15 protein-coding genes and 3 pseudogenes are annotated in these 19390 nt (G+C 56.0%); 4 read left to right on the plus strand and 14 right to left on the minus strand.

The window, feature by feature from the left end:
- Both HMPREF0975_RS16510 and HMPREF0975_RS17240 read left to right on the plus strand, forming a co-directional pair.
- Positions 1-277: pseudogene (locus tag HMPREF0975_RS16510) on the plus strand (transposase); the annotation flags it as partial.
- A gap of 212 nt (positions 278-489) precedes the next feature.
- Positions 490-714: pseudogene (locus tag HMPREF0975_RS17240) on the plus strand (IS1634 family transposase); the annotation flags it as partial.
- An 85-nt stretch (positions 715-799) separates the two neighbouring features.
- On the opposite strand, the gene HMPREF0975_RS01235 reads toward HMPREF0975_RS17240, so the two are convergent.
- The 8 genes from HMPREF0975_RS01235 to HMPREF0975_RS14520 form a co-directional block, all read right to left on the minus strand.
- Positions 800-1123: a hypothetical protein gene (locus HMPREF0975_RS01235; RefSeq protein WP_198009124.1), complete on the minus strand. Its 324-nt coding sequence runs from the start codon at positions 1121-1123 to the stop codon at positions 800-802.
- Positions 1124-1240: 117 nt separating this feature from the next.
- Positions 1241-2173, minus strand: coding sequence for an NAD-dependent epimerase/dehydratase family protein (locus tag HMPREF0975_RS14490; protein WP_009232273.1), 933 nt, complete (start codon positions 2171-2173; stop codon positions 1241-1243).
- Between the two features lie 373 nt (positions 2174-2546).
- Positions 2547-3779 carry a glycosyltransferase family 4 protein gene (locus HMPREF0975_RS14495; RefSeq protein WP_009232274.1) on the minus strand — a complete coding sequence of 411 codons (1233 nt, stop codon included), beginning with the start codon at positions 3777-3779 and terminating at the stop codon, positions 2547-2549.
- 142 nt (positions 3780-3921) lie between these two features.
- Positions 3922-5151: a glycosyltransferase family 4 protein gene (locus HMPREF0975_RS14500; RefSeq protein WP_009232275.1), complete on the minus strand. Its 1230-nt coding sequence runs from the start codon at positions 5149-5151 to the stop codon at positions 3922-3924.
- A gap of 93 nt (positions 5152-5244) precedes the next feature.
- Entirely contained in the window at positions 5245-5979 is a 735-nt protein-coding gene (locus tag HMPREF0975_RS17245) for an NTP transferase domain-containing protein (protein WP_083840659.1), read from the minus strand.
- 3 nt (positions 5980-5982) lie between these two features.
- Positions 5983-6615 (minus strand): HAD family hydrolase, encoded by a 633-nt coding sequence (locus HMPREF0975_RS14510; protein ID WP_009232277.1) that lies wholly within the window; start codon positions 6613-6615, stop codon positions 5983-5985.
- Positions 6616-6631: 16 nt separating this feature from the next.
- The gene (locus tag HMPREF0975_RS14515) at positions 6632-7792 is read right to left on the minus strand and encodes a 2-phospho-L-lactate transferase CofD family protein (protein WP_009232278.1); all 1161 of its coding nucleotides are present in this window, start codon (positions 7790-7792) and stop codon (positions 6632-6634) included.
- 17 nt (positions 7793-7809) lie between these two features.
- A complete protein-coding gene (locus HMPREF0975_RS14520) occupies positions 7810-8547 on the minus strand; it encodes a glycosyltransferase family 2 protein (RefSeq protein ID WP_009232279.1) in 738 nt (245 codons plus the stop codon).
- Positions 8548-9617: 1070 nt separating this feature from the next.
- On the opposite strand from HMPREF0975_RS14520, the pseudogene HMPREF0975_RS17250 reads away from it, so the two are divergent.
- A pseudogene (locus HMPREF0975_RS17250) lies at positions 9618-9863 on the plus strand (hypothetical protein); the annotation flags it as partial.
- A gap of 4 nt (positions 9864-9867) precedes the next feature.
- On the opposite strand, the gene HMPREF0975_RS01245 reads toward HMPREF0975_RS17250, so the two are convergent.
- The 6 genes from HMPREF0975_RS01245 to HMPREF0975_RS01270 form a co-directional block, all read right to left on the minus strand.
- Complete coding sequence (locus HMPREF0975_RS01245) at positions 9868-10833, minus strand: hypothetical protein (protein ID WP_232212426.1); 966 nt, start codon at positions 10831-10833, stop codon at positions 9868-9870.
- A 101-nt stretch (positions 10834-10934) separates the two neighbouring features.
- Entirely contained in the window at positions 10935-11948 is a 1014-nt protein-coding gene (locus HMPREF0975_RS01250) for a LacI family DNA-binding transcriptional regulator (protein ID WP_009232283.1), read from the minus strand.
- Positions 11929-13695, minus strand: a complete 1767-nt coding sequence (locus HMPREF0975_RS01255) for a glycoside hydrolase family 13 protein (protein WP_009232284.1) — start codon at positions 13693-13695, stop codon at positions 11929-11931. The genes HMPREF0975_RS01250 and HMPREF0975_RS01255 overlap by 20 nt, the downstream gene beginning before the upstream one ends.
- Positions 13696-13896: 201 nt before the next feature.
- Complete coding sequence (locus HMPREF0975_RS01260; protein ID WP_009232285.1) at positions 13897-14760, minus strand: carbohydrate ABC transporter permease; 864 nt, start codon at positions 14758-14760, stop codon at positions 13897-13899.
- Positions 14757-15794 (minus strand): carbohydrate ABC transporter permease, encoded by a 1038-nt coding sequence (locus HMPREF0975_RS01265; RefSeq protein WP_009232286.1) that lies wholly within the window; start codon positions 15792-15794, stop codon positions 14757-14759. Before HMPREF0975_RS01265 ends, HMPREF0975_RS01260 begins: the two co-directional genes overlap by 4 nt.
- A 93-nt stretch (positions 15795-15887) precedes the next feature.
- Positions 15888-17180 (minus strand): ABC transporter substrate-binding protein, encoded by a 1293-nt coding sequence (locus HMPREF0975_RS01270; RefSeq protein ID WP_009232287.1) that lies wholly within the window; start codon positions 17178-17180, stop codon positions 15888-15890.
- Positions 17181-17488: 308 nt separating this feature from the next.
- Here HMPREF0975_RS01270 and HMPREF0975_RS01275 point away from each other — a divergent pair, with 308 nt between their 5' ends.
- Entirely contained in the window at positions 17489-19381 is a 1893-nt protein-coding gene (locus HMPREF0975_RS01275) for an AMP-dependent synthetase/ligase (protein ID WP_049939309.1), read from the plus strand.
- Positions 19382-19390 lie beyond the last annotated feature (9 nt).

The raw sequence follows: 19390 nt of genomic DNA on the forward strand, positions 1-19390 counted from the left end.
GCTCGCCGTCACCGCCGGAGGCAACCCCGGACGCATCCACAACGAAGCCGCCTTCGCCCCCATTCCCGCATCCAGCGGTAAAACCACCCGTCATCGCCTCAACCCAGGCGGCGACAGACGAGCCAACGCCGCCCTGCACCGCATCGCCCTGGTACGCCTACGCCACGACCCCACCACCAAGAACTACGCCAACCGACGCACCCAAGAAGGCAAAACCACCAAAGAAATCATCCGCTGCCTCAAACGAGCCATCGCCCGCGAGGTCTACCGCGCCCTGACCCAACCCCCACCAACCGACACCACCAGCACCCTGGCAGCACACCGCAAACGGCACCACCTGACCCAAACCGACGTAGCCCACGCACTGAACACCTACCCCGCCAGAATCTCCGACATCGAAAACCACCGACGCCCACTACCCCAACTCACGCACCGCTACCACCAATACCTCACCACCCTTGACACACAATAGAAGCATCAGGCCTGGCGTCTTTTCGCATGAGCAAGCACGATCTGAGAGCCAGGCCGGCTTTCCACCACACCCGCGACGCCACCTGGGCCCACCTGACCGTGGTCATAACCGCCCTGGTCGTAGTTCGCTACCTCCAGGACGCCACCGGGATCAGCATCGCCAAGATCGTACGCGAGCTATGCGGCCTGCAGGAGGTCACCACCAACCCTAACGGCCACCAAATCACCGCCGCTGGCCCCCTGCCCCCCAAACTGAAGAATTCCTCACCACCCTCAACATCCCAACAGGGCACCAAAAAAGTGCAACTCAGGCCACACCGCAACATCCTCAGGCTAAGCGTCGGTCATGGGCAGCGAGCAGATCAGGTAGGCCACTTTCAACAATCGTGTTCTTGGTGCCACCGTCGCTGTTCTTGCGATTCCTGGTGGTTCGAGTGCGTCGGATCTGAACCACTTGAGCCGCTCCGGGGAAATCCACCCACTCGGAGGCCTCGACAGCCTTAACGGTGCGCCGCACCCGCTGCCCATGAAAGGTAGTCGAGAAGGTGGACAGGACGTTCTTCCTGAACACGGCCTTGAGCGTCTTGCGCAGAGTCTTCTGGGTGCCTTTGACCGTCAGAACGTAGCAGCTGCCCCGACTCATAACGCTCAAATACTTATTCTACTCCAGAACAACATCCCGCTCCTCTGACGTCACATCAAAAATCACACACAATTTATATCGAGTTTCCCAAAAGCCGGACATCGCACCCCAAGAATGCAACTTCTTTTAATGGCGGTCACATGAACAACAAATGTCGAACCACGTTTGCTTGATTCCTTCATGGAGAGAAGTATATGAAAAAGGACCGAACTCACGATTAAGCCGACTTACATCAAGTGCCACATGATCTATATACGTAGGTGGTACAGGAACATGATTAATGGATAGACTTCTTTCGGTTACTACTGCAATAGAATCACATATTGCATTAATTGAAGTCTGTTGCCCGGACCCAATGTTATAAATCTCCTGAGTTGCGTTTTGCGTTATCATGCAAGCAATGATATCCGCAAGATCATTAACAAAGATATAGTCTCGAGTCATACTCCCATCCCCCATAATATTCAGAGGAAGTCTATCATACACACGTCGCAAAAAAATTGGGATGACGCCTTGAGTCTTAAAAGGATTCTGTCTCGCACCATACGGATTAGATATCCGTAAGGCAGTCGACATTAGACTGCTTGTGCGACTAAAATAGCGAAGATAACTCTCAACGGTCAGCTTTCCTATAGCATACGGCGAAATAGGAAAAGTAGGAGAGTTTTCTCTCAAAATGCAGTCCGCCTGATCTCCGTAAATAGTCCCTCCCGAAGACGCGAAATACAGATGTTCCACACCCATCTCAACGCAAATCTCACACAATTTAATCGAAGGTATAACACTATCCCTCAACTCAGACGCCGGATCATCATCTGGTCTAGACGCATCTAAAACAGAGAGTAAAAATACAACAATATCATTCCCATCCACCGCTGCGCGCACATCATTCTCGTCGAAAAAATCACCATTATACACGACAGCGCCCGGCTCAGACCACCGAGGAGGAGATACTGAAAACAAATCAAACGCAGTGACCGTATGTCCTGCGCGAAGAAGAGAATCCACCGTGTGCGTTCCGATGAATCCATTTCCACCAAGAACAAGAACGTTTGCCATAAATTCACCTCAAAACGATCATTGATCACAGTAAACAGGGCGAAATTAATTATACTGTTTATCAAACAAGCCAAATGATTCTATTTGATTCAACTATCTCAAACTCGACAAACAAAATTAATCCCCACACGTCAAGTATATCGCAAGCGTGTCAGCTGCAAACGCCTGCGCAGAGCCGCAAACCACCCGCCTCGTCTCATGAAGTAAGCCTCACAATTCAGTAGAAGCCTCCTTTCGAGCATTATCTCTATAAAAACATAACAAATCGTTACATACGCTGAGGCACATTCTCATAATCAGAAAAGTCGTCCACACCACAGCCAGACACCGGTTTACCAACCCACCGATAGACTACGATAACAACATCGTAACTTTACTTTTGGCGCGCGAGAGCTGTATACCTGGCGAACAGGCTATTTGCAGTGTTATCCCACGTAAAATGAGCAGCATGTCGTTCTGCAGCGATACCCATCTGCGATCTAAGTCTATCATCATTCAAAAGACTTAGAACGTTGTCTGCAATTGCCTCCGCGGTAACGCTGGTCGTCACCGCTACTGGAGCACCGCTATCGCTTGAGCGAATAGCTTCACAAAATCCATCGCCAAGAATAACCGCTTTACCTAAAGACATCGCTTCGACAGCCACCAAGCCAAACGGTTCAAATTTTGATGGAAAAACACAAATATCTGACTCGCTATACACATCTCTCAAAACAGATTCGCTCATAAAAGAATCAATAATTCTTACGCGATTGCGAGCAACCGATCTCGATATAATTTCGGCTACATTCTTTATATCTCCCTCGCCAATCATGACAAGATAAACCATTGTGTTACGCCTAGCAACAATATCGAACGCTTCTGCCAGCTCAAATACACCCTTAGCGGCTTCGATTCTGCCAGCAAATACAATTAACGGCGACTTCTGCGGTATTCCCAATAACTGTCGAATTTGATATGATCTATCAGCACTATTATCCGTAATGTCCGGCAAATCATCGAAGGGGTTTCCTAATTCCAATACTTCCAATCGATCTGCTGGCCATCCTCTTCGACAGACGCGACGTTCAAGTTCCTTGCTAGGCAAAAAAATACAAGAACATCGACGAACAAATAGACGTTCTAAAATCGAGAGCAATCGAAGTTTATCATGCGCTGTACCTTCCGTCTCCATCGTGTACTCTACCGTCATGACATGAAGAACCATCGGAACGTCCATCACCCAACTGACGATAACACCGGCTAATGCGTTCGTCGTGTCATGAACAGCAATTATATCGACTGGATCTTTACGATGCAAAGAGATGAGTCTAATTGCATGAACAAAATTGCTAATTACTGCATTTAATGCGAGAAAGAAAAAGCCAACCAACGTGGTGCGCTTAAAACGTCTACGACCGAAAATAAATCGTTGTATTTTATTCGTGGGGCGCAGCACCTTAATTCCCGCCGAGGATGTTTCCTTCGGCAGATCACCAGGATTAAGTGAGAACACGGAAAGTCGACATCCTAGTTTGACTAGTCTGGATGATACGGCTTCTACATATCTACCGAGGCCTGATGTTATGTACGGAGGAAACTGATTTACTATATATGCAACGTGCATGATTACTCGTTTCGTTCTAACACAGTACGACTAGCGACTAAACGCAGCCGCAACTAAGAGGGTAGATTGATCGCCTACATCGTTACATCGAAATTGTCATATTCGGATAGGCGTAGGTTCCTCACCTAACAATTTTGCCATTCTAATCATCAATCTTGCCTGCATTCCCAACCTTATGATATAAACCAAGTGTCTGAACTCCGGTAAGTTTCCAGTTTCTTTTATCGGCAACGAACTCTTTTGCCTTCTGCGACATTTCCGGCATATAGTTCTTATCCAAAGCTAACTCAAGCCCCTCCGCCAAGTGACGAGGGACGCTATCGGTGACTCGAATACATGTACCGGCATCCGAGGCTACTACGTCTGGGGAATAACCCGGACCAACAAGCACTCTACAACCAACAGCCATCGCTTCAAGAGCGCCAAATCCGAATCCCTCGTGCTTCGAAGGAAACGCACAAACGTCTGCCACCGCCATATACTGAATCATGACGTCCGTTTGTAAAAAACATCCCGTAAAATGGACCGTATCGCCGAGGTCCAAACTAACTGCATGCTTCTTCAATTTAGAATCCATCGACGCGTCCGGCAGCCCGCATCCTACGATAATTAGATACAAATCAAGACTATTGTCGCGCAGTATTCGTATCGCTTCTAATAACTCCAGTATTCCCTTATGATGCGCCAATCTACCAATATAAAGAACGATCGGACGATTTTCCTTAAGAAAGCACTCACTATACACCCTATTTTTCGAGCTCATATAGTCCACTGCAGCAGAGTCGATAATCATTCCGGCCTTTCCCGCCCCGTGAGGAATTACATGCACTCCTCTCCGTTTTCTTATCGGAGGTACCAGAGATACCGTCCTTGTAGTCGGAACCACTATGGCAGATGCTGCCCAACACATTATTCGGTTAAGACCTCTACCGATTAGAGACACAATGCCTTGTCGTCCACCTTCAAGGTATATTTCCGCAGAGTGAATATGATACACGGTTGGCTTGCCGAGCAAGCGCAGCATAAACCCCGCTGGCGAACACATCCAGTCATGCACCGCGACAACATCCGCCTGCCGACCGGGCTTCAGAGCCTCGCGCATACCTGCACCATTCAAGCGCAAATACTCCCAAGCCAAGCCAACTAATCGGCGAACTGTTCCCGCATTATTCCACGGACGCGAAGAGAGAACTCGATGAATCTTTACGTTTCCAATAAGCGACATGGAAGGAAGTTTTCTATCACGAGATGTGCCGACTACGTGAATATCCGCGTCCACGTCGGACAAAGCGTCAATCAGTCCTTCCAGGTACGTACCTAACCCACCATTTGGGTTCGGTGGAACATCAGGACAAACAATCACAATCTTCACTGCTACTCCTTCCTATGCAGTCATCAAACAGACTACTCTAAAAATGAGATGAATGATTTAAATTCTCAGCAAGCGTGCAAGATGTCATGCGACTCAATAAACCTCCAAGTTTTGTCGGACAAAGGCGAGGTCTGCACTAGTATTGATTCCTCGAGCTTCTTTACTGTTCGGTACTTTGAAACTCTGGAATCGCCATCCGTTCTTGGTCAAGTACAACAGGAACGGCAGAAAGTTAAGTTCGCCGGTTAAGTTCCCACGGCAACAGACCTTGTTGAAATTATTCCATGCGTCATATAAACCATTCGTACTGACGATGAAAAGACCTACATCAGAAATTCCCGACTTTCTACATTTGTCCCCTTCTCTAGACTGCCTAATGGATTGGAGGTTCCCACTGTTTGGCGAAATAATGTAATCTACATATGGCGATACTACACGAGTAAGAGGGACAGTAGCTTGCCGCGATAAAGAACTCTGATGCATTCTGATCGCGTGCTGCACTGTTTGCTCTGATAGTAGGGCCTGATCGCCCCATACTATGGCTATCGCGTCAGCAGCGTTCATCCATCCTTCCCGTGCGCAGAACACGGCATCACCCATGCCCTGCGCTCTTCTTTGCACATAGATGGACTCATTGCTACGAAGATCAAGTAGTGATCGAGCTTCTGGAGCAGTTATGAGATGGGTATGAGTAACGTACGGTTCGAATCGTCGTCTTAGTAAATCTAAAGTTGTGATGTTCCTCTTTATCGGTACTAGAAACTTCGGTATACCCATGCCCAGTCTGCTCCCCTTGCCAGCCGCAGGTATTACACCATGTATAATCATTCGCTATAGCACCTCTATGATAGAGTCAAAGCTGTCTATCGGAATAGTTCCTGGAAGAAAAGAATCATAATGTACATGCACAACAGGAAGTTGTGCATTTTGAGCCGCATATACTCCCGCGAGCGAGTCTTCTACCGCCACAACGGGCTGAGTTATTCTTTTTGATAGTGCATACCGATAAAGATCCGGAGCAGGCTTGCCTTGTTTGACATCGTCCGTTGTAACCAAATCAGTTATCATAGGGCGGATTCCGAGGTAATCCAAAGCTAGTGTCGCAGACGCACGACTAGAACCAGTTACGATAGAAACCGTACGTCCAGTGTTGACAAGTGTTTCGAGAAGTTCTGTAGCACCTGGAAATATCGAAATTTTACCTAACGTGACGTATTTTCTATAATATTCTTGCTTTATTTTAATCATTGTTTCCAATGTGTAATCACGAAAACCTAAACTTATAAACACCTCTTCCGTAGACCATCCTTTATAGTCATCATATCGGAAATCGCTTATGATTTGTCGTGTGCGATTGTTAAGCGTTTCGTGATATGCTAGCCTATGTGCGTAGCTTGAATCTACGAGAGTTCCATCTAAGTCAAATAGCCAAGTTTTGTACTTATTAAAGTCATGACATGTCATTGGCGTTCCTCTTGATTTAGAATTGCGAGTCTAATATAGAGCGGAGAGTTGTCACTATTTTTGTCCCATCGTGAGTTCCAGGTGTCTGAATGCTATCGAAGTCATCTTGAATGAGTTCTGAACTCTCGGTCCATATATCGCTAGATGTTAAATTGCTTGAGCATCTAACTCCTTTGTCAACAAGAACGTGTGAAGGTGCCGACGAGCTATCTAAATACATGGCTAAACGACGGGTTATGTTTTCCGCCGTCCATCCTTGGATGTCAAAGTCCTGGCGTAGGTTGATAATTTGAACAATCGGTACATTCACTTCGCCCATTGTATGTCTAAGTGTTCCATCGCAAATAAAAGAAGGAAGTATTGAACTATTCTGTGTACCTGGACCAACGACAATTAAGTCCGATTGTTTTATCGCATCGATGACTTTTTTGTTAGTTTCCGGTAGAACGGCAAGTTTTTTTAGAAACGTGCGCTTATATTCAATTTTTTTATTTTCTAGATTGTTCTTTAAAAGTGCTAAAGATTTCGGCTTTATTAGAAATAGATCAGTTATAGGCGCTCTAGATTGAGGGGCAACTATACTAGCTTCATCGGCAATAATTTCACCATTTTTCTTCAGTGCAATGAGAAATAGATTTGTTCCATCGTTGACGTTATACAGATCGAATTTGGGCTTGAAAACATCTGAGTATTTGTCAATCATATCGTTGAAATTGTTAGCTAGTCGAATATATCCGCCTGCCATAAACAAATTCCCAATTGAGCATTCAGAAAGTACCTCAGAAGTAATTATTTCACTGCTATTAATAATTTCTAGATCCTTTATGACATTTTGTAGTTCATTAACGCTAGAATGAGAGCATTTTTCTAGTTGTTCAAGCTTAGCAAAGACTGCTGCAAGTTGACTCTCTGGACTACTTGAACAAAGACGCTTCCCAAATAATTTTAGTAACTCTTTACGTGTTGTATTGTTAGGTTCCGTATGTGTTACATAATTTTTCCGGAAATCTGAGGGTCCCAGTAGACCGGGAATACTACTTCTAAGCTTACCAGTCGATAGACCATTATCATACCCGTTGACGACAAGAGTTAAAGAAATTTCGGGATAGCAAAGGCATGCATTTATTATGCTAGCCGCTCCCCGTCCTCCGCAGAATATAACCACAGACAACTTCATTTGAAATATTCGCCTTTCTATGATATAGGTCGAAGGATTTGTTTGTTAAAAAGAAGTTTTCGTAACGCCATGTAACCAACAAATGCGGCGCGTTTTGTTGCCTCCGATTTAAACTGCCAACTAGGCTTACCGAAACTACGGGAATGGTGCAGAATAGGGACTTCAATCCAATTTTTGTCTGCTTCGATTACCCTAAGTGAAAGTTCGACGGAAAAGTTCAGTCCAGTGGATTCCAGTATCAGCGCGCGGGCAAGATCACCGTTAACTAGTTTGAAAATTGAACTTACATCTCGATAGCAAGTTTTGTAACTCCAGTTCACTACTTTTGTAGTGACCACCGCACCAACTCTGCGCATAAACTTGTCTTTTTTATGTTGTCGAACTCCACTAAACGCATATGCTGACTTGTAGGTACATGCAGCCGAGATAAGTGCCCTTATGTTAATCGCAGGAAATTGATCGTCGGCGTCTGTAAACATTATCCAACTATATTTGGTTCTTTGGAGCGCACGGCGAATCGAAATGCTGGCGCCTAGATTACTTTTGTTGTGAAATGCCATTATTCTGGCATCCTGAGATGCCAAATTGTCTATTATGGATCCAGTATCATCTCGGCTGCCGTCATCACAAACTACTATCTCCCACTTCTTTATGCTTTCATCCTCTTCTAGTACCGCAACCCATTCTTTAATAACTTTTCCAACTCCTTCTTCTTCGTTATATGCCGACATTACGACAGATACTTCTTCGATCATTATTTCCTCACTTCCATTTGCTATTTTTCTTGTCCGACTAGTCGATCTATCCAACGATCGATAGGAAGGTAGATTATTATAAGCAATAATGGAATATGCGCCACGGTAAACCATATCATTTCGGCGAAGGTCACGGGCCTCCCGACAATGGCGACGATGTGAGAAGGTTCGAATGTTGTCGCTCTCGACTGAACTGGATTAATAGTGTGCCACATAACATCCAAGTATCCAGAAAATAGAATGATTATTCCAGACCACATTATTTTTAATGCCCGACCGCTGCTTCCGCCACCAAGTCTCCAAGTGAATCCGATCGTAGACACTATGGCGGGATATGTAAATAAATATAGATGCGTGTAGAATGATTCGGCGTCGACTCGACTAGTATCCATATAATAGAACCAACTGATTCGCGGAAAAATGAATCCGGCATAAACTAGATAACAAGCAATAATCGTAATCCATGGTATTTTACGCGGTAATGTTGCAATAGCTATTGTCACAAATAGGTAAGCCGTCAATCGAATAACATAATGCAACAGTACAGGATCATTTTTTTGCGACATTACAAAAATCACGAAGACGGAGGCGACGGCGCCAAGTAACGCAGATATCAAACTCAGACACGTTCGTGTAACCTTCAACGGTGCAGCATGTTGTTCGGTCATGCAACTAGTTTACTCGATGAGTCGCTCCGACGGAGCTGATTTAGCCTCGGGTTTTCAATGTTGGGGTGCTGGAGTGCCTTTCTGCCGGAATAATGCGGGTTACTGAGCTCCAAGAATGTTAAAGGAAGGGCACTCTCGTGGACGGGAGAGACACCAGGTCGTGCCCGACTGTGGGTTTGGAGTGCCCCTTGGTTCTCCACACCACCCGCAGCCTCATCCGCACCGGACGTCTCAAAAACCTCCTCGCAGCAATCACCTAAACCCGCCAATCGTCCCCACTTATCACATCCCCAGACGCCAAACCCACATTGCCGCTGAAACAGTTCATCAGCAGACTGCGTCGCCCGGGAGGCGCGCCGTGGAACCACGATTGCTCAGCACTGCGGCATGAGCGTGCGGTACGCGGCAGGGGCCGACGCCGAGCTGGTCGCCCGCGCCGGAGCCGCCTTGGCGGCGCTGCGCAAGGTGAAGTCGGAGGCCAAGACGAGCCAGAAGACGCCGATCCTCTCGGTGACGCTGGCCGTCGCCGCAGACCGGCCCGAGTAGGCCCAGGCAGTTGACTCTGAGTCGGCCGACGGAGCCGCATCGGTGACTGTCACGGCCGCCGAGCTCGGTGAGGCCCCGGCCAAGCCGGCCAAGAAGAAGTGAGCCGCTAGCAGCCTGCCTTCTGACGAACGGTGGCGCCGCCCCGTCCTGGGGTGGGGCCACCGTCGTCGTTCTGGAACGCACTGGGTAGGCTCACGCGATTGGTTCTCGCCTCGAGGCTCAGCAGGATCCGGTACTCGATGAGGACGATGACGATCGCGGTCAGCAATGCTGCAAGGACGTCGATCCGGCTCTGCACGACGCAGTCGTGGGAGAAGTACCCGAACTCAAGCGTGGCGAAGCGCTCCCGCATGCACAACACCGATCCGGCGCCGAACTCGTCCTCGACCTCGGCGTTGTCGACGGTGAACATCCAGGCGAGCCCGATCGCCAACGCGAACGCGCAACCGAACCTGAACCAGGGGAACACGCGGGGTATCAAGGACATGTGGGGTGTGCGGCCGCGCTTCCACCAGGACAGGGCCATCGCCGCCAGGGCGATCGCACCGAACGCAGCGGTGACCGCCCGCGCGACGTGCGCCCTGTCCGGAGGGCTCCCCGTCAGCTCGGGCTCGATGATGACATCCTGTACCACCTTGTAGCCGGCTCCGTCACTACCGGTGAGAGTCAGAACATGCGGGACCACCTCTGTAGTCACGACATCGGAGGAGTCTCCATAGATCATGCTCGTCGTGACCTTCGTAGTAGCGCGCACAGTCCCATTGTCATGGAATGCCGCCTTGACGAGTCTCACTTCGCTCTTGACGTCCCTCCACCGAATTCCCATCTGGGCGAGCCGATCACGCTCGGTACGGATGGTCTCTTCGGCTCGCATCGGTGGGGAGGCCCCGGTGGAGGCTTCGGGATCGGTCCGCTCGGCGTCGATCACCGCCTGATGCTCTTTGACCGCCGCCAGAACCCGGTCGGAGTTGGGTTTGTCCCGCACCGCCTCCTGAATCCTGGGGACCAGCCACGGAAGGACGGTCAGACCGACCACGGCCACGGTCAGGAGGCCGATCAGAGTGTTGACCACGCGGGTTCTACTCGGCGCCATCCCATCATCCCTCAGCAACATCGACTCACCGCTGAGTCTGGCACATCGTGCAACTATGCGGGTGGTTTCGTGTCTGCTCCTCAGCTCCGGCAGCGCACCGTGGATCCGCGGTTCCTGAGGAAGACGGGCATGAGCGTGCGATGCTCTGCCGGCTCTGGTTCTCCCCTCAAGCGGGCTATCAGGAGCGAGCCCGCGGCGGCTCCCATCGCCTCGCGGTCCACGCTGAACTCGCTGAAGGCCTCTCCCTGCCGCCCGTGGCACTCCGTGATCCCGAGGGTGAGTACGGACAGGTCGGCGGGAATGGACAGCCCGTGGGCCTGCGCCGCACAGGCGAGCCCCACCAGGGCGGCAGGGTTGTTGGAGACGACGGCGCTGCGCCCCTCCACCAGTCCGTCCGCTCCCACAATCGCGCTTCCGGCCAGCGCCAGCTCCGGAACCTGGCGCACCAGGACATCCACCCCCAGGTCGACCGCGGCACGCAGAAGCTCCTGGGCCTGGTCCTGGCGCGCATGGGCGTCGTCGGCGCTGGTCTCCCGCATGAGTGCGACGATGCGCCGGTGCCCGAGCCCGGCCAGGTGCTTCACGGCTTCGTGCGCCATCTGGGCGAAGTCGGTGTCGACGCCCGGCGCCCCGACGGTGCAGCCAGAGGATCCGATGAGAACAGTGGGGATCTTCTCCTCCAGGAGCATCGCCTCACGCTCATCGTCCTGAGACACATCCATGAGGATGGCACCGCCCAGCGATCCCGAGCGCACGAGTGAGCGCAGCTCGATCAGCGGCGCCGAGGATGTCATGACCGGGATGACGACCTGGAGTCCGCTGGGTTCCAAGGCCCGGCGAATGCCGTCGACGTAGTCGAGGTCATTGGCTTCAATGGTCGAGCGCTGACGTCGGAACAGTACCCCCACGGTGCGCAGCACCGGCGAGGCCAGAGAACGGGCGGCGGTGTTGGGGTGGTAGTCGAGCTCGCGCACGGCCCGCATGACCCGCTCCCGGGTGCTCGAGCGCGTCGAGCGCTGTCCGGACAGGACATAGGTGACGGTCGAGGGCGACACCCCCGCCGCTCGGGCTACGTCAGCGCGGGTCGCCGCCATCAGGTCCTCCTTGCGGAAGATCCAGCCAACAGGCGCCATTGGGCGGCAGGACGACGGTTTCCGTAGCATCTGCCCCGCCCCGATCGGCAGAATGCCAAGAGATGATGAGAGGCCTGCCGGTGTCCTCGATCGTCACCGGATGCTCAGTGGTGTTGAGGACGACGCCGGTTACTCCGTTGCGCAGGAAAAGGACTCCGGGCTCTGACGCCAGCCACTCCACAGCCCCGCGCCCAAGCCGGCGCTCGCGCCGCAGAGCGATGGCCCGCCGGTACAGGGCGAGGGTGGAGTCCTCGAGCCCCTCCTGGGCCTCAGGCGAGTAGTCGCCCCACCTTTCGGGCTGGGGCAGCCAGGTACGACCGGTGGTGTTGTACCCGTAGGAAACCCCGTCCCGAGTCCAGGGCAGGGGGACGCGGCAGCCGTCGCGCCCCGGCACGAGGTGGTTGGTGCGCTCCCACAAGGGGTCCTGGCGGACCTCGTCCTCCATGGTGGTGTGCTCGGGCAGTCCCAGCTCCTCGCCCTGGTAGAGGTAGGCGCTGCCGGGCAGCCCCAGCATGAACAGGGTCGCGGCGCGCGCCCGGGCCAGGCCGAGCTCGGCGTCGGGCTGGGGGTCGTTCGATCCGATCCCGGGGTTGGTGTCCATGTCGGCGGGGTAGGCCAGGCGGGAGGCGTGGCGTACGACGTCGTGGTTGGACAGCACCCAGGTGGCCGGAGCCCCGACGGCACCGTACTCGGCCAGGGAGACGTCGATGACGCGGCGCAGCTCAGCGGCGTCCCACCCGGCGGTCAGGAAGGGGAAGTTGAAGGCCTGGCTCATCTCGTCTGCGCGCACGTACAGGGCGGCATCCGCCTCGGTGGGTACCCAGGCTTCGGCGACCATGAGAATGTCCGTGCCGACCTCGTTCAGGACACTGCGCCACTCGCGGTAGATGTCGTGGACCCCGGGCTGGTTGAAGGCGGGGCCGACGTCGGGCAGCTTCTCACGGGCGGCGGCAGCATCCTCGTCTTCTGCGGCGACGACGTTCCACCGATCCGGGCCGAGGTCGTCATCGGGCAGACCCTCGGCCTTGACCAGTCCGTGAGCGACGTCGACACGGAACCCGTCGATGCCCCGCTCCACCCAGAAGCGCAGGAAGGTGCGGAAGTGCTCGTGGACGTCCTCGTTGGACCAGTTGAAGTCGGGCTGCTCGGCGGCGAACAGGTGGAGGTAGTACCAACCGCGGTCCCGGCTGCGGCCGGTGAGCGGCTCGACCGGCTGCCAGGCGGAGCCCCCGAACAGCGAGCCCCAGTTGTTCGGGGTGCTGTCGTCGCTGTGGCGGAAGATGTAGCGGTCGCGCTCGGGGGAGCCCGGGCCTGCGGCCAGGGCGGAGCGGAACCATTCGTGCTGGTCGGAGGAGTGGTTGGGCACCAGGTCGATGACCACGCGGATGCTGGCTTCGTGGAGATCGGCGATGAGGGCGTCGAGGTCTTCCAGGGATCCGTACTCGGGGGCCAGGTCGAAGTAGTCGGAGACGTCGTAGCCGGCGTCGACCTGGGGCGAGGGGTAGAACGGCGAAAGCCACACGGCATCGATACCGAGCGCGGCCAGGTGGTCGACGTGCTTCCGGATGCCCTGGATGTCGCCAATCCCGTCACCATTGGCATCGGCAAAGGAACGGGGATAGATCTGGTAGATGACGGCGTCGCGCCACCAGGCATCGGTGTCTGTGCGCGGCGCGAGGCCCTGAGAGCAGGAGCTGGTCGAGGTCATGGGCGGGTCCTGGTCGGGCCGCAGCACTGCGGCGAGGTGAGAGATAAGGAGAAGAGAGACATGGAGACAAGGAAGTAGCTGGCAAGAGTCAGCGAGAGTCATAGACGTCCTCTGCGGGACGGCGGCGCGGTGCTGCCGCCCCGCAGAGAGAGCCTGTGACGGACGGACCCTACAGCGATCCGGGTTCTGGGAACGCTGGCACTACTGCTTAAGTCCGCCTGCGGCCAGACCCGCCACGATGCGGCGCTGGAAGAAGAGCACCATGAGCACCAGCGGCAGCGTCATGATGACGCCGGCCGCCATCTGGGACCCGAAGGGCGTGTTGAACTGGGAGTCCCCGGTGAACTTCGACAGCAGCACCGTGGCCGGCTGCATCGAAGGGTTGATGATCATCGTGACGGCCACGAGGAACTCGTTCCAAGCACCGATGAAGATGATGATGGCGGTGGTGAAGATGCCCGGAGCGGCCAACGGGAGGATGACCTTGCGGAAGGCTTGACCGGGGGTGCATCCATCGACCATGGCGGACTGCTCGAGCTCCTGGGGCATCTGCCGGAAGAAGCTCGTCAGGTTCCACACGGCCAAGGGCAGGGAGAAGGACAAGTCCGGGACAATCATCGCCTGGTAGGTGTCCGTCCAGCCCCAGGCGGCGAAGTTCTTCAGCAGGGGCACAATGATGGCCACGAGCGGGAACATCGAGGTGGCGATGATGAGGAGCATCAGCAGGCCCTTGCCCCGGAAGTCGAGGCGCGCCAGGGCGTAGGCGGTGAAGGTCGCCACAGCCAGTGCCACAATCGTCACGACGATGGAGACGATGAGGGAGTTGATGAGACCGTTGGCGAAGTCGTTCTTCGAGGAGAAGACCGCCTTGTAGTTCTCGAAGGAGACATGCCGCGGCCACCAGCTGTTCTCGAAGATCTCGCTGTCGGGGCGCAGCGATGAGACCAGCATCCAGTAGAAGGGCGCCAGGCAGTATATGACGATGAGGACGATACCGGCGTAGGAGAAGAGGCTTCCCCAGTCCCTCTTGGTCTTGCGAACCGGTGCAGCGGTGGAGGTACTCATGCCTGCTGGCTCCTTTCAGTAGCCGTCTGGGAGGCCGGGGTCGAGGAGCCGGAGCGCTTGAAGAAGGCGCTGACCGGCAGCTTGCGCTCATTGCGCTTGCGCCGAGCCTCGTCGTTACCGCTGAGGTCGGTGTTGGTGATCTTCAGGAAGGCGATGGCGAAGACGAAGACGTAAAGGAACAGGATGAGGGCGTATGCCGCTGCGCTGCCAAAGCGGGAGTTGGAGCTCTCGTCCTGGACCAGCATGGAGAGGGTCTCCACGCTGCTCTTCCTAGGACCGATGAGAATATAGGGCAGGTCGAACATGCGCAGGGCGTCCAGGGCCCGGAAGACCACGGCCACAACGAGCGCAGGCTTGACCAGCGGCAGGGTGATGGAGGTGAAACGCTTCCAGGCGCTCGCACCGTCGATCTTGGCAGCCTCATAGACCTCGTCGGGGATGAGCTGGAGCCCAGCCAGGGTGAGCAACCCGATGTAAGGGGCCGTCTTCCACACGTCGGCGATGATGATGGCCATCTTGGCGCTCAGATCCCCCGAGGCCCACATGACGTGCTGGCCCAGGATCGCGTTGGCGACACCGTTCTGGTTGAAGATCCAGCCCCACAGGATGGCGGAAACGGCGGTGGGGATCGCCCAGGGAACGAGGATGGAGGCACGCACGATGCCGCGCCCCTTCATCGCCTTGTGCATGATCAGCGCCATGGCCACACCGAGGATGGTCTCCAGGACCACGGTGACCACACCGAAGAGGGTGGTGTTGTAGAAGGCCACCCAGAACCGTTCGCCTGCACTGGAGAAGATGTCGGTGTAGTTCTTCAGGCCCACGAAGGGCTCAGTGGTGGAGAAGAAACCGTCATCCTCCAGCCGAGGCCGCCCGAAGAGCGACTGGTAGAGGGACTGGGCGATGGGAATAAGAATGACGATAGTCAGCACCAGCACCGTGGGTGAGATGAGCAACCAGGCCAGACGGGCCTGGGCCTTGGAGCTCTTGGACTGGTGATTGACGACTTGTTCGGAGTGCGTCGTTGTACTCATGACTGTCCTTTGACCGTCCTTATTGACTGTCCTAGCTGACATGACCGGTTTGTCTCAGGGGCGCCACTCGCGGCGGCGGCCGTTGCCGTGGCCTTACCCCTCCAGCTTCTTCAGGTCGTTGCTCAGGCTGGTGATGACGTCCTTGGCCGCCTTACTCCCCGGCTGCTGGATCGCGGGGTAGGTGTTGTCCTGGATCTTCGCGGTAACGTCGCCGTAGTAGACGGCCTGAGGACGGCTCTTGGCGTTCTCAAGACTCTTCCTGAGGATCGGCAGGTAGGGGAACTTCTGCAGCAGATCGGCGTCCTCGTAGAGCGACCCGAGAATCGGTGCGAGTGTCTGAGTTTCCAGTTGATAGCGTTCGGAGTCCTCGCTGATCCACCACTTGACGAACTTCAAGGCGGTGGCCTTGTTCTTCGATCCCTTGGTAATGGCGCAGTTGTGCCCGCCCAGGGTCGGCACGAAGTCCTTGCCGTCGATACTCGGAAGGGCGGCGACGTCAAACTTCTCCGTCCCCAGTGCCTCAAGGTTGTTGGCGTACTGGTAGGGCCACTGGCGGTAGAAGAGAAGGTTGCCCGCCTCAAAGGCATTGCGGCCGTCCTCCTCCTTCCACTCCAGGGACTCCTTGGGGATGTAGTTCTGGGAGAAGCCGTCGATGAGCCACTGCAAACCGGTGACCGATTCGGCGGAGTCGACGATCACTTGGTTGTCCGAGTCGTAGAAGCCCCCGCCGGCAGTGTGGATGAACTCCGAGGCGCAGCAGGTCAGGCCCTCGTACTTGGCGAACTGACCTCCGAAGCCGCCGATGTTCTCGTGACCGGGCAGGGCCCGCACCGCGTCGATGGCGGCCTTGACCTCGTCCCAGGTCGTGGGAACCGCGACGCCGGCCTCAGCCAGGAAGTCCTTGCGGTAGAACATCACCGGAGCATCCGTGTGGAACGGAACGGCGAAGAACTTGTCCTTATAGACGCCCGTCTGCCAGACGGGCTCAAGGATGTCGTCGTTCTTGAGTTCGTCCTCGGGCAGCTCGACCACCCACCGGTTGGCGGCAAACTCGGAGACCCAGACGTTGTCCAGGGAGACGACGTCGTAGGCGTTGGAGTTGATCCTGGCGGCATTGACCAATGCCGTGCGCTGCTGGTCGGCCTCCGCGGAGAGCTCGATGAGCTTGACCTCCTCGCCGGGGTTGGTCTTGTTCCACTCATCGATCCTGGCCTGCACCTTGCCGGCGGAGTTGTCCTTGCCCTGGACCCAGGTGATCGGTCCGGTGCCTTCAAAGGTGACGGGGCCGTCGTCGTTCCCGCTGGAGGTGGAGCAGGCCGCCATTGAGGCCAGCGCCGCCGCCAAGGCAGAGCCCTGGATGAACTGACGACGGGGTAGGGGTGTCATGCGTGTTTCCTCCTTGAAACTGTTCCGGAGCCCACCGGCTCCGTTCCGGAAGGACCCACAGTGTCGACGCGCGTCGACTTGGGCATGAGACTCACGTTACACATATGTGACCGGCCGGTCAATCCGTTTCATCTTCGTTCCCTCCGCGCTTCAGAGGAACTCTCATCCCGAAGCACCCCACCGGACGTCACCGCCCCACGATCCCCGCAAGGCCGTCAGGCCTCGCCTGTGAAAACCTCCACAGCCGCCCCCTCCTTCTCTCACCTCAACGAAACGCCGCCTCTCAACCGGCCTGACACAATGAGCACGTGAGCTCTCGTGCCCCTTCGTCCCACAGCAACAGCACCAGGTCCCCGAGATACCCCGGCCACATGGCCGGCGGGGTCTCCGGTACCGAGATCCCCTTTCAGCCCGAGGCGCATTGGTCGGTTCCGTGGCTGCTGGCCGATCGCATCGCCCGCAGCGGCGACAAGCCGCTCGTGGCCCGCAAGTCGCCTCTGTCAGGCGACTGGCAGGAGGTCTCGGCCCGTACCTTCGGCGAGGAGGTGGCCCATGTGGCCGCCGGCCTCATCGGCATGGGGCTGGAAGCGGGCAGCGCCGTCGGCATCATGGCGCATACCTCCTACGACTGGTTCCTACTGGACATGGCCATCGCCCGCGCCGGCCTGATCTCGGTCCCCATCTACGAGACGAGCTCGGCCGAGCAGGTCGAGTGGATCGTCTCCGACTCCGACGTGTGCCTGGTCATCACCGAGAGCGGCACCCTGGCCGAGCTCGTGCGCGGCGCCGTCGCCGGCATCGGGCACACGGTGGAGGTCCTCGCCCTGGATTCCGACGCCATCACGACGATCGTCCAGGCCGGCTCGGGCGTCAGCCCCTCGCAGGTGGACCAGCGCTCCAACGCCCTCAGGGTCGACGACGTCTACTCCATCATCTACACCTCCGGCACGACCGGCCGCCCCAAGGGCGTGGAGCTCACCCACCGCAACGCCGTCGGCATTCCCTACCACGGGGTGCGCTACCTACCCGGCGTCCTGTGGGGCACCCATGTGCGCCTCCTGCTGTTCCTGCCGCTGGCCCACGTCTACGCGCGCTGCCTCCAACTGCTGTCCCTGGCCGGGGAGGGGGTGCTGGGGCACACCCCCGATGTCAAGACCCTTCTGCCGGACTTGCAGTCCTTCGCCCCCTCCTACGTCCTGGCCGTCCCTCGCGTCCTGGAGAAGATCTACAACGCCGCGGACGCCAAGGCCGGCAGCGGCGCCAGGCTCAAACTGTTCCGCTGGGCCGCCAAGGTCGCCATCTCTTACTCCCGCGCCCTGGACACCCCCACCGGGCCCTCCCCCGCGCTACGCCGGGCCCACGCGGTCGCCGACCGCCTGGTTTTCCGCAAGATCCGAGCCCTCATGGGCCCCAACGCCCGTTTCATCATCTCCGGTGGAGGACCACTGGGTCAGCGCCTGGGGCACTTCTACCGCGGACTGGGGCTGGTCATCCTGGAGGGCTACGGCCTGACCGAGACGATCGGTCCGGTCAGTGTCAACACCGACTGGCTCAACAAAATCGGCACTGTCGGCCCACCCGTGTGCGGCAATGAGATCCGCATCGGCGAGGACGACGAGATCCAGGTACGGGGCCTGGGCGTCTTCTCCACCTACCACAACAACCCCAAGGCGACTGCCGAGTCCTTCACGGCCGACGGATGGTTCCGCACCGGCGACATCGGCGCTCTCGACGAAGACGGCTACCTGCGCATCACCGGGCGCAAGAAGGAGCTCATCGTCACCGCCGGTGGTAAGAACGTCGCCCCCGCCCAGCTGGAGGACCGGCTGCGCGGTCATCCGCTCATCAGCCAGGTGCTCGTCGTCGGGGACGAGGAGCCCTTCATCGCCGCGCTCATCACGCTGGACAAGGAGATGCTCCCCCAGTGGCTACGCAACCACGGACTGCCGGCCATGGACGTCGTCGAGGCCTCCACTCACCCGCAGGTGCTCGCCGCCCTGGACCGGGCCGTGGCGCGCACGAACCGCGCGGTCTCCCGGGCCGAGTCGATTCGCGCCTTCAGGGTGCTGACGACCGACTTCACCGAGGCCAATGGCCTGCTCACGCCGTCGCTGAAGGTCAAGCGCGGTCCGGTGATGGAAGCTCACGCCGAAGTCATCGCGGACATCTACAGCTCCACGCGCAAAGGACCGCAGGAGTAGACGCCTCCG

This window comes from Actinomyces sp. oral taxon 849 str. F0330, from assembly GCF_000239715.1.
GTDB classification, from domain to species: Bacteria; Actinomycetota; Actinomycetes; order Actinomycetales; family Actinomycetaceae; genus Actinomyces; species Actinomyces johnsonii.